We start from the raw sequence: 20,855 nt of genomic DNA on the forward strand, positions 1-20,855 counted from the left end.
TGCCCTTTATTCATTTTCAAAATAGCCCGTTTTAATCATTCGTTAAAAATAACCTCCTTTATCGGTAATATCTCTAATCGACTGTCCTTCGTGTACCCATCCAAAAATCTTCTTTTCATTTTCCTTTATCTCTTCGGCCCGAAGCAGGACATCGTAAGCAATATTACGCGGCACAACCAATACACCATCAACATCGCCCAGTATCACATCGCCGGGTTTAATCGTTACATCGCCTATTTTGATTGGAATCTGATAATGCGTAATCAGGCAACGGCCCAAACTTCCATTGGATATCCGGTATTCATAAAATACCGGGAAATCGGCTTCCAGAATCTGGTGCGTATCGCGAATTCCTCCGTCAATACAAGCGGCTTTCAGTTTCTTACCTTTGGCAGTGGCAGTCATCACGCCGCCCCACAGGGTCGCTTTATCGTCGCGGCTGGTGTCCCAAACGACAAAAGCATCTTCGTGCATTTCGTCAAGCATCTGGGTACGGAATTCCATCTCGCCCTGAATTTTTACATTGGGCGAACTTTTTACGGTAAAAGCAAAACCGGCAACGGTACGGTATTCCCTGAGAGGAATTATTCGGCCCGGTAAAGCTTGCTCCAGCAAGCAGAACTCGCGTAACACATCGTTTACAGCACCGGTGTACAACTGTTCGAACCGGTTTAATAATTCTTTATCAGGAATTGGGAAAGTTACAGTTGAAATTCCTTCGCGTGAGGCTATCAGCTTTTCCAGATTCATCATTCCTACTTCTTTTCTGTATTGATCGGCACTCATAATCTAAAATTTACGATTTTGATATTTACAATATACGATTTCTTCAAAACTGCTTTCAGAATTCGAAAAATCGAAAGCTTTTCTCTTTTTCTCCTCCTTTGGAGGGCTTAGGGGAGGCTTCTAGGCGTTCAGTCCCATGCCTCCATCAACAAAAATATCCTGTCCGGTAATGTACCGGCTGGCATCGGAACAAAGCAACAAGGCCAGCGAAGCGCAATCGGATGCTTCGCCCACGTATCCAACAGGTATTTTCGATTCTACCAATGCTTTGTAGTTTTTGTCGGCCAGGACTTCTTCATTTCTTCCGGTTGCAATAGCGCCGGGAGCCAGGTTATTGATCGTCACGTTGAAAGGGGCAAATTGCGGAGCCAGGCTTTTCACCATGCTTGCCTGCGCCACTTTGGAAGCTGCATAAACGATCATTTGCTGGTGGGGACGAACCTGTTGTACGCTGCCAACCGTAAGAATACGCCCCCATCCTTTTTTTTGCATCGCCGGATATAATTCCTGTATAAGAAAAAGGGAAGCCCGAAGATTCGTGTTAATCTGCAATTCAAATTCTTCAGGTGTCACCCCGTCCCAGGATTTCCGGAACTGGATGGAGGCATTCAGTACCAGAATATCAATTTCAATTCTGTTTTCTGACAGGTAGTGTGCAATGGTTTTGGCTGAATCGACCGAAGAAAGGTCGCATTGCAACAGGTGACAATCAACCCCCATTGCTGTAATTTCCTGATATGTTTCTTCTGCCAGCGCTTTTCCCGAACGGTAATTAATGACCAGGTTTGCGCCATATTCGGCTAACGCCAGCGAAATGGCCTTGCCTATTCCCTGGCTACCACCCGTAACAAGGGCTGTTTTTCCTTTTAAATTGAATAAATTTTTTATCTGCATCGCTTCTGTTTAATGATAAATTAGTAATCCGCTCCGGAATTCCGGATACGAAATAATCTCGCCACGTTCGGCTTCGGTAACCACCAGTCCAAGTTTGCCCGAAGGATCGAAAGCACAACTGGTAGGCCTTGTTCCCGGGCAGGAAAATGAACGGGTAACCTCCCCGTTTTTTGCGTAAACGTTTATCCTGCTTTCGTTGAATACCGCAACAAAAAGAAGTTCATCTTCGTCGAACGCCATTCCGTCGGGGCCCCAGGGGCCATTGCCTGCTTTGGTAAAAGGGCGTTCGTTGTTCAATTCAAGTTTTTCGACATCCCATTCGCCAATCCACAATTGCTGGCGGTATGTTTCTGCAAAAATCAAGGTTTTTGCGTCGGCCCGGAAGGCCAACCCGTTCGTGAAATATTTGTTTTTCGATATAACTTTTGCCCGGTCGCCACCTTTGGGCAAAACACAAATCGTTGAAACAGGTTCTTCTCTTCCGTCAGCATGATCGGAAAAAAGCAGGTTGCCGGCAGTATCGAAAATAAGATCGTTTGGTCGTTTCAACCGAATCCCTGTATCCGTTTGGTTGCACAAAGTTTTGAAACTCTTGTTCACCGGATCGAACATTCGGATTTCGCCCCTTTCACTATCGCAAAACCAGATCATCCCCTGTTTGTCAATCGCTGCCCCGTTGGGAGTGCCATCCACATCGAAACGTTCCAGTTCCTGCCCATCCCATTTGGCAAGGTTTCCTCCTTTAATCTCGACAAACCACAGGTTTCCGTCGAAATCAAAAACCGGGCCTTCGGGAAATCTTAATCCTGATATAATTGTTTTGAATTCCATTTAATGGTTAAATACCTCCTACTTTGGGATACCAGTTGGGTTGGTACGGATCCTGATGGAAACGGGCATAATAGTCGCCTTTTTCTTCAAAGTACCGTTCGTATTTTTCCATCTTATCTTCGTCCAATTCTACTCCAAGTCCAGGTCCTTCAGGCACTTTTATTGCACCGTTTACGTATTCCATTTTCCCGCCAACAATAATATCATCCTCAAGATAATGATAGTGGGCATCGCCTGGCATGGTCATGGTCGGAATGGTTGAGGCAGTATGGATCATGGCAGCCAGCTCAATACCAAACTCGGCGCCCGAGTGCATGGCAACTCCAAGGTTGAATGTCTGGCAAATGGCTGTAAGGTCTTTTACCCCGCGGGGGCCTTCCCAGTAATGAAGGTCAGTCAGCACAATGTCGATACTGTTCATGTGAATAGCCGGGCCAAGGTCGTCGAATTTATTCGGATACATGTTGGTGGCCAAAGGAATCCGAACCTGTTCTTTCACGCGGAGCATTCCTTCCAATCCCCATGCAGGATCCTCGAAATACTGAATCTCGAGATCTTCGAGACGACGGCCCGCTTTAACAGCAGTGGCTACTGACCAAACGCCATTGGGATCAATGCGAAGTCCGAAATCATCGCCCAGCCGCTGGCGGCAAAGCTGAAGTACCCGCACTTCTTCCATAGGGTCCATCACTCCAGCTTTCAACTTCATGGCTGTAACACCAAGTGTTTCTTTTAATTCGACACACAAATCGGCCATATCTTCGGCGCAGGTGTCGTGCCCGCCACCCGGACGATCATATCTCCAAAACAGATAACCGATCATCGGAATTTCATCACGTAGTTTTCCGCCAATGAGTTTGTTCATCGGCACATTACAAGCTTTGCCCATGATATCGAGACAGGCAATTTCAATAGCTCCGTACAGGCGAGAATTCGACAGGTAGTAAATACTTCTCAGAACCTTTAACTTAATGGTTTCCAGGTCGAATGGATCCATTCCGACTATCCGTGGTTTCAGTTTCATCAAAGCGCCGCGCTGGTCGCCGCCCCCAACCTCACCCAAACCAACAATTCCCTCATCGGTAATCAACTCAAGGATGGTCCTCATCAAATAACCCGGATGTACACCGGTGTTGTGTCTTAGCATGGCATTCATCGGAATAGCCACCGTGCGGACACGCATATCAATTATTTTCATTTTTAAAAATATTAGAATTCTATTTTTCGTTCAGTTTTTGATTAATAAGCTGTGCTGCATCCTTCAACTTCCCGGCAATTTTTTCCTGCATCGAAGGGGTATACCTGGTTTCGGGCAGATAAACTCCAAGACTTGCAATTACATTGTCGTTTTTATGAATCGGGACAGCGATCCCAACAATTTGTGCTTTCGATATTTGTATGGCCATTTGTTTTTTCCTGACCCGGGTCAACTCCAGCAATAAATCTTCTTCATCTTCTATTCCAGCCCAGGTTTCAGGCGATGGCAAACCATATTTGTGGATGAATTCTTTTTGTTCTTTTTCATTCAGGCAGGCCAGTATCATTCGTCCGGTAGAAGTCAGGTAAGCGTCTTTTTCCTTCTTGTTGATAACCTGAAGTTCGTGCGTGCTTCTAACTTCATGAAGCACAATGCGATTGTTGTCTTTTAAAATCGACAGGATACACCCTTCATTCAACGAATCCGAAAGAGTCTTTATGGGCTCTATTGCTGCATCCAAAAGCTCCTGCTTGTGTGAATAATTTCCGGTCAGCAAATACGACATTGACCCGAGCCGGTATCCGGTTTTTCTTCCAACCTGCTCCAGATAACCTCTGTTGACGAGTGTTTTTATAATGTTTGCGCAGGTGGCATTGTTCAGGTTTAGCTTACCTGAAATTTCACTCAGAGTATATAAACGGGAACGGTCGGTAGTAACCAGTTCCATAATATCCAATGCTCTGTGGATTACCTGAATCATACTATTTTGATTTTACTTGATTATATCTTTTTTATAAAAAAACCTTACTGCAACAAAAATGCAAAGAGCCGAGAAAACATACACGACAGACAAAGCCGATAAGCCCCATGACAAGCCAAGAACCGGTTTAATTTTTCCAAGAATATAGGGAGCCGAAGCTCCTGTTACGAAGGCAAACATCAGCATCAGCCCGGTTGCTGTCGAGCGGACTTTTGGTTCGATCACGTCATACAAAGCGGCAAAAATATTAGAGTCATAAATGCCCCTGAACAGCCCGAACAGGGCAAGAGCCAAATAAATCATAAAAGGAGAGTTCCCAATCCCTAACATGAATAAAAACGGAGCGCCCGTAAGCAACCCGAATCCCTGTACCAATCCACGCATTCCGGTTATTTTTGTGCAATATCGGTCGGCAAGTGAAGCACCAAATAGAACGCCAAAAAATGCAGCCAGATAATGGTAGAATGTGGCATCGAACCCAGACCGGGCTAAGGAGAACCCGAATTTTTCGTGAAGATAGGTTGGCATCCAGGTCATAAAACCAACATTCACGAAAACCATCCCCGCAAAAGCAAGGGTCAATAACAAGGCAGTCGGTTTTTTAAAGAAGGTAAGTAACGCTTCTTTTGTAGAAACGGAATTGCTCCCGTCTTTTGTTTTAACCGGATGCGAGTCTTTTAAACGTATTGCAATTATTAATGAAAGGACAATACCCACTGCACCGAAAATATAAAATGCAAAACGCCAGCCCAGTTGATCGGCAATCCACCCGGTAAGGTAACCACTTGCAATAATTCCGGCATACAGGGCTGTTTGATGGATCGACATGGCAGTAGCCCTGGTTTTATTGTGGTGTTCACCAATCAAGGCGTTGGCTGAAGGGGAATAAAATGCTTCACCCCCACCGGTAGCCACACTTTGAAGAAATATAAGATGGATGAACATGGTAGCCATTCCGGAGAAAAAGGTTGATGTACTCCATACCAAAAGACTAATCATCAATACGTATTTTTTATTTGTGCGATCACCGACAAATCCGGCAACCGGAACGAGTATGCCATATATCAATATTAAGATGGAGGCAACCAATCCCATTTCAGAGTCTGCAAGTTTCAAATCGCTGCGAATAGCGGGTAAAACCACATTAAAAATTTGCCTGTCGGCCTGATTAAAGAAAAAAGCCAGCCAGAGTAACAAGATTAGCTCCCACTTGTATGGAAAGTTGAGGTTTCTTTTGGAATATTCCATTTGGTCTTGTCGATTATTTTATATTAGTATGTCGTGCAAATTTATATTCTGCATTATAAAAATACAACATCGGAAATTGAGGTTGTCACGTTTTTATTTTCCCCTATGGGATTTTCATATAATTTCAATTAGTCACAAATTCTATTAAGATACTGATAAACAAGATTATATATTTTCTGGGAATTTGTTTATATTTTACATTGTAAAATAATGTTTTTAAACATTTTATAATAAGGTCTAATTTTTTTGATTGAAGTTTGTTTTGGATAGAAACACAATATCAAAATAGCTCAAAGATTTCGAAAACGACAGCTGCTGTTTCGTTCTAAAAATTGGATGTAAAAACGTATGGTTTTTAAACGGTCAGAGAGGAGAGGATTGTAATTACTACTTGAATTCGGTTGTTACCAGATTGAAAATAAGTGAGGTATGTATGTATTCCTTGTGTCAGGTAGATTGTAGAAAAGTTTTGCTTAATCTGTTTCTTTGTGCAGATTGGGGCCTTTACAGCTTTAATTTTTGGAGGCAATAGTCCGTGGCGTTTGAGGCTAGTTTAAGTTCTAAATTTTATCTCAGTCATATCTTTTCATTTCTTATTTGTGCCCTAAAGCCGATTTCTAAAGAAGCCATCCGGCAGTTGCCGGACAACTTCTTCGGCTTGTTAAAATTAATTTCTCACATATTGTCGTTACAAACAGCTTGTCCCGATAGCAATCGGGAACCACCAGCTAACCCCTCGTCACCGCTATCGCTAAGACGAGGGATAGGTGAGGAACTTTCCTTAACATGCTGCATCAAATCAAAATTGGTTTTCGTGGAATTTGTCGTACACCCAAGCATTTCCGTCCTTTTGGGACAACACTCCGGGCATATACCGGTTCCGTTGACCTGTCAGTTTCAAAAACCGGATAGGGTTGGTGTACGGATTTTATGTCCTTATAAGGTCAACCCGGCTGACAGCCTTGATAAGGGTGACTGACAGCCTTGGTCAGACACACTGGAAGCCTTGTACACGATGCCTGACCTTATAAGGACAAACAGCATGTACAGGCTTCACTATATTCAGGTGCTCACCGTTAGCTCTGCCGGGAGCATCCCGGTGCGGGGGCCGTTATTACGGTACATCACCGCCCGCACTTCGAGCCGGTACATTCCCGCCGCTAAGGGCGGTACCAGGAAATCGATCTGGCCCGGTTTGTTGCGCGAAACGGTGGCTGCGCCTTGACTTTATCTGCCGGCCTGATCTCCGGGTGTCTCCGGCAGTTGCCGGCTTACCCGGGGCTACCCATATTTCACCCCGCCGGGGTGTGAGGACAATCAGTAATCGGTGATCAGTGATTTGAGGGTTGCAGCTTGAAACTTGAATCCGTCTGCGCCGGAGTAAACACTTGGAACTTGCAGCTAAAAAGTACCTGCGTAGAGCTGCAACTGAATACTGCTACTTTCTTTATATTTGTAAAAAATCAAGAAACATGGACCGCCAGGCATTTTTAACGCTGACTACCAGCGCGCAATGGTTGCTTTTTGCAGCCATCGCCCTGATCATCTTTTCATGGATTGAACACAAAAAACGGCTCTTGCAGGCAGGGCAGCTGCTTTTCGCCCTGCTGGGGATTTTTTCGTTATGGGTGATCAGCAGCGGACAAATCCCGGTTCAGGAAGTCTTGCCTGATCAGCCGGTCGCGGCTGAAGCCAAAGCGCTCAGTTTCTTTTTTGGACTTCAAATTGCCGGGCTGATGGGGCTATGCGGATTTATACTGGGTTTTTACAGGTGGTCGCTGAGTAAAATCATCAACGTGCTGTTGATTGGACTTGCTATATTCCTGTTTTTTATGGTTTATATGCTGCAGCGGCAATAAAAAAAGCCGTTGGTCAAACGACAAACGGCTTTACAGACTCAACTTATTTGTAATGGCTTAATTTTTCGAATCTTTGCAGGCATTGTAAATACCCTCAAACAGTTCTTTCACATCCGACGCTGCCACCGCCGAGAAAGCGACCCGGATAACATTGCTCAGGTTAATGATCCCGATGCTGTATTTCTCAATCAGAATTTTACGGATCAGTTCGCCATCCAGACCGTCGGCCAGCTGCACACACATAAAATAGCCCGAGTTGAAGGGCAATGCGGTAAAATACGTTTTGTATTTGTCGTCGTTCAAGGCCTCTTTCACCGCGATATAGCGTTCGTTCATGATGCTGAGCTTGGCTGCTTTTTGGTCTTTATAGGCCGGGTTTTCAAAAGCGGCCAGCAGCAACGACTGTGAAATGTTGGCGGCATTTGAAATATTTCCACGCACAGCGCCGGCGGTTTTGGCTTCAAGCGCTGCATAAAGTTCGGCATCGCCGCCTTTAACTCCATAGGTCATAAAACCAACACGGAAGCCCCATACATAATCTTCTTTGGTTGGCCCGTCAATTTTAAGGGCCAGCACATTTTCGTGCAAGTCACAAAGCTGGGCAAAAATGCTTTCGGTTTCCACCCCGTCTTCGTACACCAGCCCAAAATAGGCATCATCAGAGAAAACAACAATCTTATTTCCTTTTTCGGCTGATTCCCTGATGATTTGGGTAATGGCTTTCGCTTCGTCCACCGTTGGCGAATAACCGGTCGGGTTGTTCGGGAAGTTCAGGATCAGAATTTTTTTGCCGATTCCGCCAACTTCCAGGCTGGCTTTAAAGGCGTCCATATCCAGCCGGTTGCCGTTAAACAGCTTATATTTTTGCAATTCGGCTCCGTAAGCGTGGTTCAGGATCAGGTTGTAATTTCCCCAAAACAAATCGGGGACAATTACTTTGTCACCCTCGTCAACAAACAGGTAACCGGCCATACTTACGCCATGTGTCAGCGCGTTGGTCACCACCGGAAGGCTTAACACCTGATTGCCAATGGAGGGGTTTTTCTCATAAATCATACTTTTCCAGCGTGCCCGGATATCGGGGCGGCCAAAACTGGGGGCATAAGGAAAAACCAGCGACGGATCCAACCTGACATTGCTCTCGATACTTTCCAAACGCATGGGCGAACCATTGTCTTCAACCGCTGCGCCAATGGTGGCGTTTATCCGTGTTCCTTTGGCATCGGCCGTTTGTCCCAGGATTCCTTTTTTCGGGAAAAAGATATTTTTACCTTTCAGGGAGAGCAAATCATAGACGGCAGGGTTCTTTTCGCGAATTACCCGGTTTAATTCTTCAGCTTGTGGATTCATTATCACTAATTTAACTTTTCAGGTATTTGTAAATTTTCTATTCAGTAAAATCGGATGCAATATATTAAAAAAACTTATTTCGCCGATTGTTTTCTTATAAATTGAAATAAAAACCATGCAATTATTTAAAAATTGTAAATTATTTGTTAGAAATTGCCTGTTTAAACTTCGATTTGTAATTATTTGAACAAATCTTCATCCCGGATAATCATCATAATGGCCGAATGAGGCAAGATAATATACTTTTCTTTGTTGAAATCGATTTCAAATCCGCTTTTGTGCAGGTAAATGGCCAGATCGCCTGCCTGCGCCTGTAAGGGGACATATTTTACTTCGCTTTTCTTTTCTTTCCAGGGTTCCTCTTCATCGGTCATGGCCGGTATCGGATAGCCGGGACCCACTTTTACGATGTACCCGCTGTGCACTTTTTCATTTTCCTGAACCGAAGGGGGCAAATACAGGCCCGATTGGGTTTGCCCCGCCGGATTTTTAGGTTTGATCAGCACCCGGTCGCCCACCATAATGAACTTTTGCAAATCCTTTTCTTCAATAATCAGTGACATTTTGTTTTTCTGCAAAGATAATATTCGGCGTCGAGGATTTTGAATTTTGAGACAGAATCAAGGTTATTCGACCAGTGGAATCCGGAAAGTCACCTGCGTGCCTTTTCCTTTTTGACTTTCCACATGAAAATCGCCCCGGTTTTTTTGAAGGAATTCCCGGACCAAAATCAGTCCGATACCTGTGCCTGGCTCTTTCATGGTTCCCGGCGTGGAAAATGACACAGCAGCGTTCACCCGCATTAAACTTTGGCGCGACATGCCAACGCCGGTATCGGTTACCGTTACGGCCATCATGTCGTCCTCTTCGACAGCCGAGATCCTGACTTCGCCGCCAACATGAGAGAACTTAATCGCGTTTGATACCAGGCTTCGCAGAATGGCTCCAAGCATGTCTTCATCGGCGTAGATTTCGGAGTTGCTTCTCATCTTTAAAAAGAAGGACAACTTTTTTTCTTCAATCATCGGGTGAAAAAGAGCGACAATATCGCGATATATTTTTTCCAGTTTGATTGGTTTTGGGGTATACGGAATGGTTTCGCTTTGCGAAGTCGACCATTTCACCAGGTCGTACAGCAGTTTATAATTTTGCTGGGAAATATTGGCCAGATTGCGGATTAATTCCAGCCGTTTTTCTTCGCTCAACTCGTGGTATTCTTCGTTCAACAGGTTGGCAATCGCGGCAAAGCTCCCGATATGGTCGCCCAGGTTATTGGAAATCAGCGAAACAAAACGTTCTTTGTTTACAGCCAGATCTTTATAGCGCTGCTGGCTCACTTTCAGCGATTCCGACAATTTTTCGAGCCGCAGGTACAGCGTTTCGAATACGTATTCGTTGGAATAGGCCATAACTGATATCAACACAAAAACAATCCCTGTTCGGCTGATCATGTGTATGCTGTAATGCGGAAACCACAGGGTTTGATAAAAAAAGATAAAACCGACCAGATTGAGGAAAATGAAAACCACCAGAACAATAAGTCCCCACCGCTTTCCCAAAACAAGGATGGTAGGCAGCGGGATGAGCAGGGCAAAAACAAGGGCCGAATTTTCTATCCCTCCCGTTTGCAGTAAAAAGGTGGAGAACAGGGCTATGGTTACCACGAATACCGCTGAAACGATTATCAGCTGTTTTTTTACGCGGAACAGGTAAAATAAAGTAATTCCAATAAGCAAACCGGCAGCGTTGGCAAATAAATAAACCAGGTTTGAGGTAATCACGTTCCAGATCAGGAAGCTGCCAACTACCAGAAAGTAAAAATAGAAAAACAGGTTCAGCAGGATACTTTTTTTCCGTTCCTCGATTGCCGAATACGGGTTTATATCTGCACTTATAACGAGCCGGTTGAAGAGATTTGCCAATTGATTTTTCACATCACATTGAAATAATAAGCTAAAATAAGCCATTTCGGTGAACCGGCAAGCTTTTGCAATGTATTATTTTGTTAATTGTACTCGCCGCGAACATCGGTCAGCACCTCACAACCAGTTTCGGTAACCAGTACGGTATGTTCGAATTGGGCCGAAAGTTTCCCGTCGCTGGTGCGGGCTGTCCAGCCGTCAATTTTATCGACCCGGGTTGATGCTTTTCCTTCGTTGATCATTGGTTCAATGGTAAAAGTCATTCCGGGACGCATGATGTCGCCCGAATTACGTCGGGCAATATGGTCAACCTGCGGGGCTTCGTGGAAATCGAGGCCAACGCCATGCCCGCAAAACTCGTAAACCACGCTGTATTTTTGTGCTTTGGCATAACGTCCGATTACAAAGCCGATGTTGCCAATGTAATTTCCCGGTCGTACCTGCTGAATGCCTAAATCCATCGAATGCCGGGCAACCTGGATGATCTTTTCTGCTTTTGGCGAAATATTCCCGATCGAAAACATCCGGCTGGTATCGCCATAGTAGCCGTTTAAAATAGTCGTCACATCAATATTCAGGATATCTCCTTCCTTTAAAATGACAGCAGGGTCGGGGATACCGTGACAAACAACTTCGTTGAGCGATATACAGCACGATTTTGGGTAACCGCCATAGCCCAGGGTCGCCGGAACTGCACCATGGTCACGTACGAACTCATCAATTATTTTATTGAGATATTCAGTGCTGACCCCTTCTTTCAGAAATCCTTCGATCATAACCAACGCTTTTCCGGCAAGTTGACTGCTTTGTCTGATTCCCTCAATCTGTTCTGTTGTCTTAATAATAATATCGCTCATTCAAAAAAATTTTCGCAAAAGTCGTAATTGCTTCTTTATTTTCAAAGCTGAACAATACTTTTGTTGGAAAGTTTAAATAAAATCATCGTTGGATGGAAAAATATACCAGGAAAATCAATATTCAATCGTTTCACACAAATCAGTACGGTAAAGCTTCGGTTTGTTCGTTGTTTCAGTTTATGCTCGAAGCAGCCTGGTCGCATGCCCAGGTCATGGACTGGGGCTACGATCAACTTCAAAGTCAGCATATGTTCTGGGTGTTGTCCCGCATGTATATCGACGTGGAAAAATATCCTTCGTGGCAGGATACCTTCACGCTCAATACCTGGTCGGCAGGGACCGACGGCGTGTATGCCTACCGTGAATTTATTCTTGAAAATGAAAACAAGGAAGTGCTGCTGCGTGGCAACTCAGCCTGGCTGATCCTGGATACCGATAGTAAAAAGATCGTTCTGCTGAAAGATTACAAAGCAACGTTTCCCCGGTATAACGGCACGAGCGTTTGTCGGGAACCCAAACGGATCAGGCCGAAGAATCATCCGGAGCAAATGCTTTTTTCGCCGGTTTTATTCAGCGATCTGGATGTGAACAGGCATTTTAACAGCGTAAAAGTATTGGAGCGTGTGTTGGATCAGTTTGGAATCGATTTTCTGAATGAACATGAACCGGCTGCTGTCGAAATTAACTACCTGAAAGAAGGATTGGCCGGCGACCGCTTAGCGGTTGTGACCAACCAGCTGAAGGAAAATAAATATCAATCGACCATTGTGCGGGAAAGTGATTCAGCTGACCTGAGTACAATGGAAATTAGCTGGCGTGAAAGACGCTGAAAACAGGAGGGAGGCTGCCCCTGAGTTTACCGGCTCAGCCAGTAGCTGATTCGCTCAAGCTTTTCGGCAAGGGGCATGTAGCCGTCGAGCCAGTGAATGTCGGTACCTTGCCGTTCCATCCGGCGAAACCAGGTCATTTGTCGTTTGGCAAACTGGTGTATGGCAGTTTCGAGCCCGGTAAACATATCGCCGAAAGATAATTCTCCGGTTAAATGCTGAGTCAGGTACTTGTATTCGAGCCCGTAATAAGTTAGCTGGCCCGGAGTTAAGCCTTTATCGAGCAAGGCTTTTACTTCGTCCAGCATGCCGTTGTCCAGACGTTGTTTCAGGCGTTCGCTGATCCGGCGGCGACGGCTCAGCCGGTCAAATTTCACACCAACCACCAGGCTGTTGATGTCGGGCATCGACCGGTCGATATCCGGGTGATGTTGCAGGTAATCTTCAATTTCGATGGCGCGTAAAGCCCGTTTTTTATTTTCAATATCCGTTTTATTGTGCAAATCGGATTTGTAGTTTTTCAGGATTTCGGTTAGCTCGTCCAGTTCCTTATCCTGTAATTCCAAGCGAAGCGACTCATTGTGCGGAACCTGGATCAACTTGTAATTCTTCAAAACCGCTTCCAGGTATAATCCGCTCCCGCCGCATAAAACCGGAAATTTTCCGCGGCTGGTCACATCGGCGTAAGCGGCCAGAAAATCATGCTGAAACTCAAATACATTATACTCGTAGCCGGCATCCACCAGATCAATCAGGTGATAGGGAATTTGCACGCCATCTGCTTCATAATCGGCATAATCTTTTCCTGTGCCCAGATCCATTCCGCGGTACACCTGCCGCGAATCAGCCGAAATCACTTCGCCGCCGAGCATTTTGGCAGCATGGGCTGCAACCGTTGTTTTTCCCGAAGCAGTCGGTCCCAGGATCGTGAGCATTTGATATTTTCTGTCGTGCATGATGATTTCGTGATACTAATTTGCAAAATAATGTATTTTTGTAACGCAAAAGAAAGAAACATGGATTTTAAACAACAATACAACTGGATTTATCAGGAATGCACATCGATACTTGCCGACCCGAAAAAATTCTGGGATAAAAAACAGCCGGACTATTTTACCGAAAATATTGTTGTTCGTTTACTTCTGCCCCTGATTTTTGTTACAGGGGCGGCCGTATTTCTGGGAGAACTCATCAGTAAACCGGACTACCTGTTGTCTTTTGCTCTGATGAAAGCGGTGCGGATTATCGTGAGTTATTTCATCCAGTATTACCTCGCGCTTATTATTATTTCGGCCTTGCAGGTGAATTACGGAGGCTTACACGACAAGCAGTTTCTCAGTTATGTGATCGCTTTTACTTTGCTTCCCTTTGTGATTGCTTCGTTTATCACCGGATTATTTCACGGACTGGCTTTATTGAATATCGTCGGATTATACGGTTTCTACATTTTCGTTACGGGAGCGCAAACCAGCCTTGGGATACCCGAAGCAAACCGTTCGCGGTTTATTATGCTGTCAGTTTTGCTGATCCTGCTGATTTTTGGGATGACGAACATCGTCAGTTGGAAGTTATTATCTGTCATTTTTCCTTATGGCGCATAAACCACAAAATATCAATATCAAAAACAAACGGGCCTATTTCGAATACGAAATTCTCGAAAAGTTTATTGCCGGAATCCAGTTGGTTGGCACCGAAATAAAATCCATTCGAAACAGCAAAGCCAGTATTGTTGAAGCCTATTGCCGTTTTACACTGAACGAACTGTACGTGGTGAACATGAATATTTCGGAATACGATTTTGGCAACATCAATAACCACGAAGCCCGCCGCGACCGCAAGTTACTGCTGACGAAAAAGGAGTTGGAAAAACTTCAGAAAAAAATGAAGGAAAGCGGACTGACCATTGTTCCGCTCCGGATGTTTATGAACGACCGCGGCCTGGCAAAACTCGAAATTGGACTGGCAAAAGGAAAGAAAACATACGACAAACGCGAAAGCCTGAAACAAAAAGATTCGAAACGTGATATGGACCGGGCGATGAAGTTTTAGCAGAACTACACCACCTCCATGTTCTCCATCCCGATAATGGCTTCGCCTTTATAGCGCAACAACAAATTGGCCACGGCCAGGGTATCTTTCTCGCAGTAACGGATAATGCGGTCGAGGTCGCCTTGTTCATAATAGACACCCGCAACCTGGCTGCCGTCAATGTCGTCCTTCGGCGTCGGAATCTGAAATGCCGCGCAAAGTAAACTCAGCGATGTATAATTCTTGTAATCGCCAAACTTCCACAGTTGAAGGGTATCCATTAGCCGGTCTTTCACTTCCCAGGGTTTCATCCCGGCCATATCGAGTATTTTCGGTAACCGCAAACCGTTAATCAGGGTGCGACGGGCGATATACGGATAATCAAACTCCTGTCCGTTATGTGCGCAAAGGCATTTCCCGGGATGCGAAGTAAACTTGTTCAGCATGTTATTGAACGACGAAAGCAATTTTTTCTCATCGTCGTCATAAAACGATTTTACCCGGAAGTAAGGTTCTCCGGCCTTTTGAACAACAAAACCGACCGAAATACAGATAATCCGTCCAAACTCGGCATAAATACCGGCCCGTTCGTACACATCTCCCGGTTCCTGTTCTTCGGTGCGGAAATAGGTTGATTTCTGGTCCCAGAGTTTTTGAAAATTCTCCGGCAGCTCATGGTAGTCCGGATATTGGGGAACTGTTTCAATATCAAGGAATAAAACGTCTTCGATATTCAGGTTGTACAGCATAAGATTACAGGTTTTGTTTGATGAAATGGGTTAATATCCTGATTGCCACCCGGTTATTTCCACCTTCGGGAATAATGATGTCGGCGTACCGTTTCGAGGGTTCAATAAACTGAAGATGGCTGGGGCGTACCGTGTCTTCGTAACGGGTTAACACCTGGTGAACGTCGCGGCCGCGTTCAATAATATCCCGCTGAATGACACGCGACAAGCGCAGATCGGAGTCGCAATCAACAAATACTTTAATATCCATCATCTTGCGTAATTCAGGGTCGCATAATACCAGGATTCCTTCAACAATAATGACCGGTTTGGGATGAACCGTGCTTGTTTTTCCGGAGCGGGTGCAAGTCAGGTACGAATAGTCTGGTTCCTCAATTGGTTCGCCGTTTTTTAACCGCTGTAAATGCTCGACCAACAGCGTAAATTCAATCGAATCAGGATGGTCAAAATTCAGCTTTCGCCTTTCTTCAAGCGGCAGGTGGGCATTGTCTTTATAATACGAATCCTGCGATAAAACAGCGACTTCTTCAACCGAAAGCTTGTCCATGATTTTATTGACTACGGTTGTTTTTCCGGAACCTGTTCCCCCTGCAATGCCGATGATGATCATTTTCGTTTTTATATTCAAAGATAGCTAAGATGGAGGTATTTTTACTTAATCTACTTCTTAAATATGGATGACAGCACGGAAAGTATTACCTTCGCAGCGAAAAATAAATGCCCTAAACGAACAAGATTATGATTAACCATGTTGTTCTTTTCAAATTAAACGAATACCCGGAAGCCGAAAAACAGCAAGTTTTGATGCAGATTAAGCGGGCTCTTGAGGAATTAAAAGACAAAATAGCGGAAGTAAAATACCTGGAGGTGGGACTGAATTACGAACTTGAAAGCAAATCGTATGATATTTGCCTGATTTCACACTTCGAAAATCTTGCTGATTTGGATGTATACCGCGTTCACCCAGAACACCTGAAGGTTGTGAAACTGGTTGCCGGTACTACAACATCGAGAGTGGCCGTTGATTTTGAATTTTAACAGAACTAATTAGTGATTGCATATAACATGAAGAACCTGTATCCTTTAAAATTTTCGCCGATTTATATGGAGCGAATCTGGGGCGGACAAAAAATGAAGACTGCTCTGGGAAAAGATTTTGGCAATTTGCCAAACTGTGGCGAGAGTTGGGAATTATCCGGAGTTGACGGAAATGTTTCGGTTGTCAGCAACGGCGTTTTGGCCGGAAACAGCCTGGAAGAACTCATCGAAATATACATGGGCGATTTGGTTGGCGACAAAGTGTTTGAAAAATTCGGCATCGAATTTCCCCTGCTGATTAAGTTTATTGATGCCAATGACGATCTTTCGGTACAGGTTCATCCCAATGACGAGATGGCAAAGAAACGCCATCAGGCTTTTGGAAAAACCGAAATGTGGTATGTTTTGCAAGCCGACAAAGGCGCCCGCCTGAATGCCGGCTTTAATTGCGCCATCGATCAGGAAACTTATCTGAAAAAACTCGCGAATAAAGAGCTGACAGACATTCTTAATTTCGTGGAGGTTCAGGCAGGCGATGTATTTTTCATGCCGGCCGGTCGCGTTCATGCCATTGGAAAAGGCATTCTGGTTGCCGAAATTCAGCAAACATCCGATATTACCTACCGCATTTACGATTACGACCGAAGGGATGCCCAGGGTAACGAACGCGAGTTGCACACCGAACTGGCGCTTGATGCCATTGATTTTACTTACCACGATGATTACAAAACAAATTATTCACGGGAACTGAATAAAAGCAACCAGGTGGTTAGCTGCGGGTATTTTACGACCAACCTGCTGGAATTCAATGCCAAAATTGAAAAAGACATTTACGGACTGGACTCATTTGTTATTTACATCTGCGTGGAAGGTGAATACGAACTGATCGGCCCGGAAACAACCGAAAAAGTAAAAATGGGTGAAACGATCCTGGTTCCGGCCTCAGTCAGCCAGTTTCAGCTAAACCCGCTTTCTGATAAAGTAAAACTACTTGAAGTACACGTATAATGATGGAGATCAAGACAGCCCGCTTTTTGATGAGCAACTCGGACGTGAAAAAATGCCCCGCGCCCGACAAGCCCGAGTTTGCTTTTATTGGACGTTCCAACGTGGGCAAATCGTCCCTGATCAATATGCTCACCAACCATAAAAAACTGGCAAAAACATCATCGCGTCCGGGTAAAACACAGCTAATTAATCATTTCGAGATCAACAGCAGTTGGTACCTGGTTGACTTACCCGGCTACGGTTATGCCAAAGTCTCGCGTAAGGAACGGAACAAATTTCAGGCTTATATTATTGATTATATCCTGAAACGGGAGAACCTGTATTGCCTGTTTGTATTAATTGATTCCCGGCTTGAGCCGCAAACCATTGACCTTGAGTTTATTTCGTGGCTGGGAGAGAAGCAGGTCCCTTTTTCTCTGGTTTTCACCAAATCGGATAAACTGGGAAAAACAAAACTGGCCGGCAACCTGGCTTTCTATAAAAAAGAACTTCGGAAACAATGGGAAGAATTACCCGCGATTTTTGTCAGTTCGGCTGAAACAGGTCTGGGAAAAGACGAAATACTTAATTTTATCGCCGAAACAGCGCCCATGATCACTTAAATAACTACGATCCAGATAATTGGGCGGCAAATATTATTGTGAATCATTCTAAAAAACAAGAACTTGGTCATGTTGTCTTTAATATATCGTAAAGATTTTTTTACCTTTGCGCGCAATTCCAAGCTACTAAAATTTTAAAAAGGAAAATATGGGAAATAAGGCCCCGCTGAAGATTTTTACAGGCTCTGCTACCACGTATTTAACTACTAAAGTTTGCAACCATGCTGGTATTGAACTAGGAAAATCTTCCTGTCCTGTATTTGCAGATGGCGAGTTTGAACCCTGTTACGAAGAAACGATTCGCGGATCGCATGTGTTTATTGTTCAATCGACTTTTCCTCCCGGCGACAATTTACTGGAACTATTGCTGATGATTGATGCCGCCAAACGTGCATCGGCCTATAAGGTGATCGCGGTCATTCCGTATTTTGGTTTTGCCCGTCAGGACCGGAAAGACAAGCCGCGTGTTTCTATCGGTGCAAAACTCATGGCCGACTTGCTTTCGGCCGCGGGAGTCGACCGCGTGATTACGATGGACCTGCATGCTGATCAGATTCAGGGATTTTTCAATGTTCCGGTTGATCATCTGTATGCGTCAGCCTTGTTCATCCCTTTCATTAAACAGATGGGCTTGCGTGACATTGTTATCGCTTCGCCCGATGTAGGCGGTACAAAAAGGGCCAATACCTATTCCCGCATGCTAGGCACCGACATGGTGATCTGTCACAAATCGCGGGCAAAGGCAAATGTCATTGAAAACATGACCCTGATCGGCGATGTTCGCGACAAAGACGTCATCATTGTTGACGATATGATCGATACGGCGGGCACCATCACCAAGGCAGCCAGCCTGATGATCAAAGAAGGGGCCAACTCGGTACGCGCGTTTGCGGCACACGGCTTATTGTCTGATCCGGCTTACGAACGAATTGAAAATTCGGCTTTGAAGGAAGTCTATTTCACCGATACCATTCCGCCTAAAAAAGAATCATCTAAGATTAAGTACATTTCTGTTGCCGAAGCACTTGCCGAGGCTATCCAAATTGTATTCAATAATCAATCAATTAGTTCGATGTTTTACAAGTAATTTTATATCTTTGCACCGCTTTTTCCATACGGCATGAATGTTATGTATGCTGTTTGCCCTTTCACCAAAAGGGAGGACTGAGTACCATAATTAATTATTAAAATTCAAATAATGAAAACAGTAGTAATCAACGGCTCACAAAGAGCTGATCTTGGTAAAAAGGACGCTAAAAAATTAAGAGCTGAAGAAAAAGTACCTTGCGTACTTTACGGAGGAAAAGAAACCATTCATTTTCAGACAGATGCTGCCGAATTTCGGAAAATCGTTTATACGCCTAATGTGTATATGATCGACCTGAATATTGACGGTACTGAACACAAAGCCATTATGCAGGATGTACAATTCCATCCGGTAGCCGAGCAAATTTTACACGTTGACTTTCTGAGAATCCAGGAAGATAAACCAATCAAAATTGAAGTTCCGGTAAAAGTTGAGGGTTATGCAAAAGGGATGCGTTCGGGGGGTAAGATGAAACTCAACCTGCGCCGTTTGAAAGTGAAAGGCCTGGCCAAAAATATTCCCGATTCAATCAATATTAACATCGATAACCTGGAATTGGGGCAAAGTATCAAAGTAGGTCAGATTCAGGCTGAGAACCTGGAGTTCCTGAACTCTAAATCGATTCCTGTTGTCACCATCATGATTACAAGGGCTGCACGCGCTGCCATGAATGCTGCAGGAAAATAATCCGGTTTTGTTTGATACTCATTCATCCTTTGGATGTGAAAAATGATACAAACGTGAACTGAAAGAAAAAAAAATGAAATAGCCATGAGTGCTAAAGCCCGCACCAACCGAAAATGCATAAATGGCTATTCCATGAGTATGTGATAAGCTTCGATAAAGCAAAGACAATTTATACGAATGAAATATCTGATAACTGGATTGGGAAATCCGGGTAAAGAATATGAGAACACCCGGCATAATATCGGGTTTAAGATATTGGACGCTTTAGCTGAAGCGTCCAATATTGTTTTTAGCGACCGGCGATACGGCTATGTTGCCGAGTATAAGTTTAAAGCCCGGACATTTATTTTGCTGAAACCGACTACTTATATGAACTTAAGTGGCCGCGCCGTTAATTATTGGCTGAAAGAAGAAAAAATTACGGTTGAAAACCTGTTGGTTCTTACCGATGACCTGGCCCTGCCATTCGGCACGTTGCGCTTAAGGGCCAAAGGAAGCGATGCCGGACACAATGGATTGAAAAACATTCAGGAAACCATCGGGAGAAATGATTATGCCAGGCTTCGGTTTGGCATTGGCGATAACTTCAGAAGGGGCCAACAGATCGACTATGTGCTGAGCGAATGGTCGAAAGAGGAAGAAGCTGAGCTGCCTGAAAAACTGGATACCTGTATTCAGATTATCCAGAGTTACGGTACAATTGGCGTTGAACGGACCATGAATGAGTTCAATAAGAGGAAATAAAATGGAAACTCAGGTGCGTATTGATAAATGGCTGTGGGCGGTCCGTATATACAAAACCCGCAGTATGGCCACCGAAGCCTGCAAAAAAGGCCGTGTAATCATCGGCGATGTCCAGGTCAAGCCGTCACGCGTTTTGAAAGTGGGGGATGTTGTTCTGGTTAAAAAACCGCCAGTAACCTATCGTTATCAGGTAGTGGGTTTGGTGGAGAAAAGGGTAGGTCCCAAAATGACAGCCGAATTTGTAGTCGATCAAACGCCCAAAGAAGAACTGGAGATGCTGGAAATCAAAAAAAACATGTTATGGCTTCAGCGCGACCAGGGAACCGGACGGCCAACAAAAAAAGACCGCCGCGATTTGGATGATTTCTTTGAATTTTGAT

Annotated in this window: 25 protein-coding genes; 12 read left to right on the plus strand and 13 right to left on the minus strand. The window is 44.5% G+C overall.

Annotated features, from left to right (window positions below):
• Positions 1–42: 42 nt before the first annotated feature.
• From AC6H3C_RS10045 to AC6H3C_RS10070, 6 genes are all read right to left on the minus strand, one after another.
• Positions 43–786, minus strand: coding sequence for an RraA family protein (locus tag AC6H3C_RS10045; protein ID WP_497520636.1), 744 nt, complete (start codon positions 784–786; stop codon positions 43–45).
• Positions 787–906: 120 nt separating this feature from the next.
• Positions 907–1,680: an SDR family NAD(P)-dependent oxidoreductase gene (locus AC6H3C_RS10050; protein ID WP_497520637.1), complete on the minus strand. Its 774-nt coding sequence runs from the start codon at positions 1,678–1,680 to the stop codon at positions 907–909.
• 9 nt (positions 1,681–1,689) lie between these two features.
• On the minus strand, positions 1,690–2,511 hold the full coding sequence (locus AC6H3C_RS10055; RefSeq protein ID WP_497520638.1) for an SMP-30/gluconolactonase/LRE family protein: 822 nt from the start codon (positions 2,509–2,511) through the stop codon (positions 1,690–1,692).
• A gap of 7 nt (positions 2,512–2,518) precedes the next feature.
• A complete protein-coding gene (locus AC6H3C_RS10060) occupies positions 2,519–3,709 on the minus strand; it encodes an enolase C-terminal domain-like protein (protein ID WP_497520639.1) in 1,191 nt (396 codons plus the stop codon).
• A gap of 19 nt (positions 3,710–3,728) precedes the next feature.
• On the minus strand, positions 3,729–4,469 hold the full coding sequence (locus tag AC6H3C_RS10065; protein WP_497520640.1) for an IclR family transcriptional regulator: 741 nt from the start codon (positions 4,467–4,469) through the stop codon (positions 3,729–3,731).
• 12 nt (positions 4,470–4,481) lie between these two features.
• Positions 4,482–5,717: an MFS transporter gene (locus AC6H3C_RS10070; protein WP_497520641.1), complete on the minus strand. Its 1,236-nt coding sequence runs from the start codon at positions 5,715–5,717 to the stop codon at positions 4,482–4,484.
• 1,015 nt (positions 5,718–6,732) lie between these two features.
• Here AC6H3C_RS10070 and AC6H3C_RS10075 point away from each other — a divergent pair.
• Both AC6H3C_RS10075 and AC6H3C_RS10080 read left to right on the plus strand, forming a co-directional pair.
• Positions 6,733–6,942: a hypothetical protein gene (locus AC6H3C_RS10075; protein ID WP_497520642.1), complete on the plus strand. Its 210-nt coding sequence runs from the start codon at positions 6,733–6,735 to the stop codon at positions 6,940–6,942.
• 247 nt (positions 6,943–7,189) lie between these two features.
• A complete protein-coding gene (locus tag AC6H3C_RS10080) occupies positions 7,190–7,576 on the plus strand; it encodes a hypothetical protein (protein ID WP_497520643.1) in 387 nt (128 codons plus the stop codon).
• A 57-nt stretch (positions 7,577–7,633) separates the two neighbouring features.
• Here AC6H3C_RS10080 and AC6H3C_RS10085 read toward each other — a convergent pair whose 3' ends face one another.
• The 4 genes from AC6H3C_RS10085 to map form a co-directional block, all read right to left on the minus strand.
• Entirely contained in the window at positions 7,634–8,926 is a 1,293-nt protein-coding gene (locus AC6H3C_RS10085) for an aminotransferase class I/II-fold pyridoxal phosphate-dependent enzyme (protein WP_497520644.1), read from the minus strand.
• 179 nt (positions 8,927–9,105) lie between these two features.
• Positions 9,106–9,489, minus strand: a complete 384-nt coding sequence (locus AC6H3C_RS10090; RefSeq protein ID WP_497520645.1) for a co-chaperone GroES — start codon at positions 9,487–9,489, stop codon at positions 9,106–9,108.
• Between the two features lie 63 nt (positions 9,490–9,552).
• Positions 9,553–10,860, minus strand: a complete 1,308-nt coding sequence (locus tag AC6H3C_RS10095; RefSeq protein ID WP_497520646.1) for a sensor histidine kinase — start codon at positions 10,858–10,860, stop codon at positions 9,553–9,555.
• 71 nt (positions 10,861–10,931) lie between these two features.
• Positions 10,932–11,705, minus strand: a complete 774-nt coding sequence (gene map / locus AC6H3C_RS10100) for a type I methionyl aminopeptidase (protein WP_497520647.1) — start codon at positions 11,703–11,705, stop codon at positions 10,932–10,934.
• Between the two features lie 92 nt (positions 11,706–11,797).
• Here map and AC6H3C_RS10105 point away from each other — a divergent pair, with 92 nt between their 5' ends.
• Positions 11,798–12,535: an acyl-[acyl-carrier-protein] thioesterase gene (locus AC6H3C_RS10105; RefSeq protein WP_497520648.1), complete on the plus strand. Its 738-nt coding sequence runs from the start codon at positions 11,798–11,800 to the stop codon at positions 12,533–12,535.
• A 26-nt stretch (positions 12,536–12,561) separates the two neighbouring features.
• Here the strand turns inward: AC6H3C_RS10105 and miaA are convergent, their stop codons facing one another.
• Positions 12,562–13,488: a tRNA (adenosine(37)-N6)-dimethylallyltransferase MiaA gene (miaA, locus tag AC6H3C_RS10110; RefSeq protein WP_497520649.1), complete on the minus strand. Its 927-nt coding sequence runs from the start codon at positions 13,486–13,488 to the stop codon at positions 12,562–12,564.
• A gap of 60 nt (positions 13,489–13,548) precedes the next feature.
• Between miaA and AC6H3C_RS10115 the strand changes: the two genes are divergently transcribed.
• Entirely contained in the window at positions 13,549–14,133 is a 585-nt protein-coding gene (locus tag AC6H3C_RS10115; protein ID WP_497520650.1) for a YIP1 family protein, read from the plus strand.
• The gene (gene smpB / locus AC6H3C_RS10120) at positions 14,123–14,581 is read left to right on the plus strand and encodes an SsrA-binding protein SmpB (protein WP_497520651.1); all 459 of its coding nucleotides are present in this window, start codon (positions 14,123–14,125) and stop codon (positions 14,579–14,581) included. Before AC6H3C_RS10115 ends, smpB begins: the two co-directional genes overlap by 11 nt.
• A gap of 5 nt (positions 14,582–14,586) precedes the next feature.
• Here smpB and AC6H3C_RS10125 read toward each other — a convergent pair whose 3' ends face one another.
• Together AC6H3C_RS10125 and udk are read right to left on the minus strand one after the other, a co-directional pair.
• Complete coding sequence (locus AC6H3C_RS10125) at positions 14,587–15,309, minus strand: ribonuclease H-like domain-containing protein (RefSeq protein ID WP_497520652.1); 723 nt, start codon at positions 15,307–15,309, stop codon at positions 14,587–14,589.
• 4 nt (positions 15,310–15,313) lie between these two features.
• The gene (udk, locus tag AC6H3C_RS10130; protein WP_497520653.1) at positions 15,314–15,919 is read right to left on the minus strand and encodes a uridine kinase; all 606 of its coding nucleotides are present in this window, start codon (positions 15,917–15,919) and stop codon (positions 15,314–15,316) included.
• A gap of 128 nt (positions 15,920–16,047) precedes the next feature.
• Here udk and AC6H3C_RS10135 point away from each other — a divergent pair, with 128 nt between their 5' ends.
• The 7 genes from AC6H3C_RS10135 to AC6H3C_RS10165 all read left to right on the plus strand — a co-directional run bounded on the left by AC6H3C_RS10135 (position 16,048) and on the right by AC6H3C_RS10165 (position 20,854).
• A complete protein-coding gene (locus AC6H3C_RS10135; protein ID WP_497520654.1) occupies positions 16,048–16,347 on the plus strand; it encodes a Dabb family protein in 300 nt (99 codons plus the stop codon).
• Between the two features lie 27 nt (positions 16,348–16,374).
• Positions 16,375–17,355 carry a type I phosphomannose isomerase catalytic subunit gene (locus AC6H3C_RS10140; RefSeq protein ID WP_497520655.1) on the plus strand — a complete coding sequence of 327 codons (981 nt, stop codon included), beginning with the start codon at positions 16,375–16,377 and terminating at the stop codon, positions 17,353–17,355.
• Positions 17,355–17,957, plus strand: coding sequence for a ribosome biogenesis GTP-binding protein YihA/YsxC (gene yihA, locus AC6H3C_RS10145; protein ID WP_497520656.1), 603 nt, complete (start codon positions 17,355–17,357; stop codon positions 17,955–17,957). The genes AC6H3C_RS10140 and yihA overlap by 1 nt, the downstream gene beginning before the upstream one ends.
• 148 nt (positions 17,958–18,105) lie before the next feature.
• The gene (locus tag AC6H3C_RS10150) at positions 18,106–19,044 is read left to right on the plus strand and encodes a ribose-phosphate pyrophosphokinase (protein ID WP_423128114.1); all 939 of its coding nucleotides are present in this window, start codon (positions 18,106–18,108) and stop codon (positions 19,042–19,044) included.
• Between the two features lie 111 nt (positions 19,045–19,155).
• Entirely contained in the window at positions 19,156–19,731 is a 576-nt protein-coding gene (locus tag AC6H3C_RS10155) for a 50S ribosomal protein L25/general stress protein Ctc (protein ID WP_497520657.1), read from the plus strand.
• 177 nt (positions 19,732–19,908) lie between these two features.
• The gene (gene pth / locus AC6H3C_RS10160; protein ID WP_497520658.1) at positions 19,909–20,475 is read left to right on the plus strand and encodes an aminoacyl-tRNA hydrolase; all 567 of its coding nucleotides are present in this window, start codon (positions 19,909–19,911) and stop codon (positions 20,473–20,475) included.
• Complete coding sequence (locus AC6H3C_RS10165) at positions 20,453–20,854, plus strand: RNA-binding S4 domain-containing protein (RefSeq protein ID WP_497520659.1); 402 nt, start codon at positions 20,453–20,455, stop codon at positions 20,852–20,854. Before pth ends, AC6H3C_RS10165 begins: the two co-directional genes overlap by 23 nt.
• Position 20,855 lies beyond the last annotated feature (1 nt).

The organism is Gaoshiqia sp. US2 (assembly GCF_059705485.1).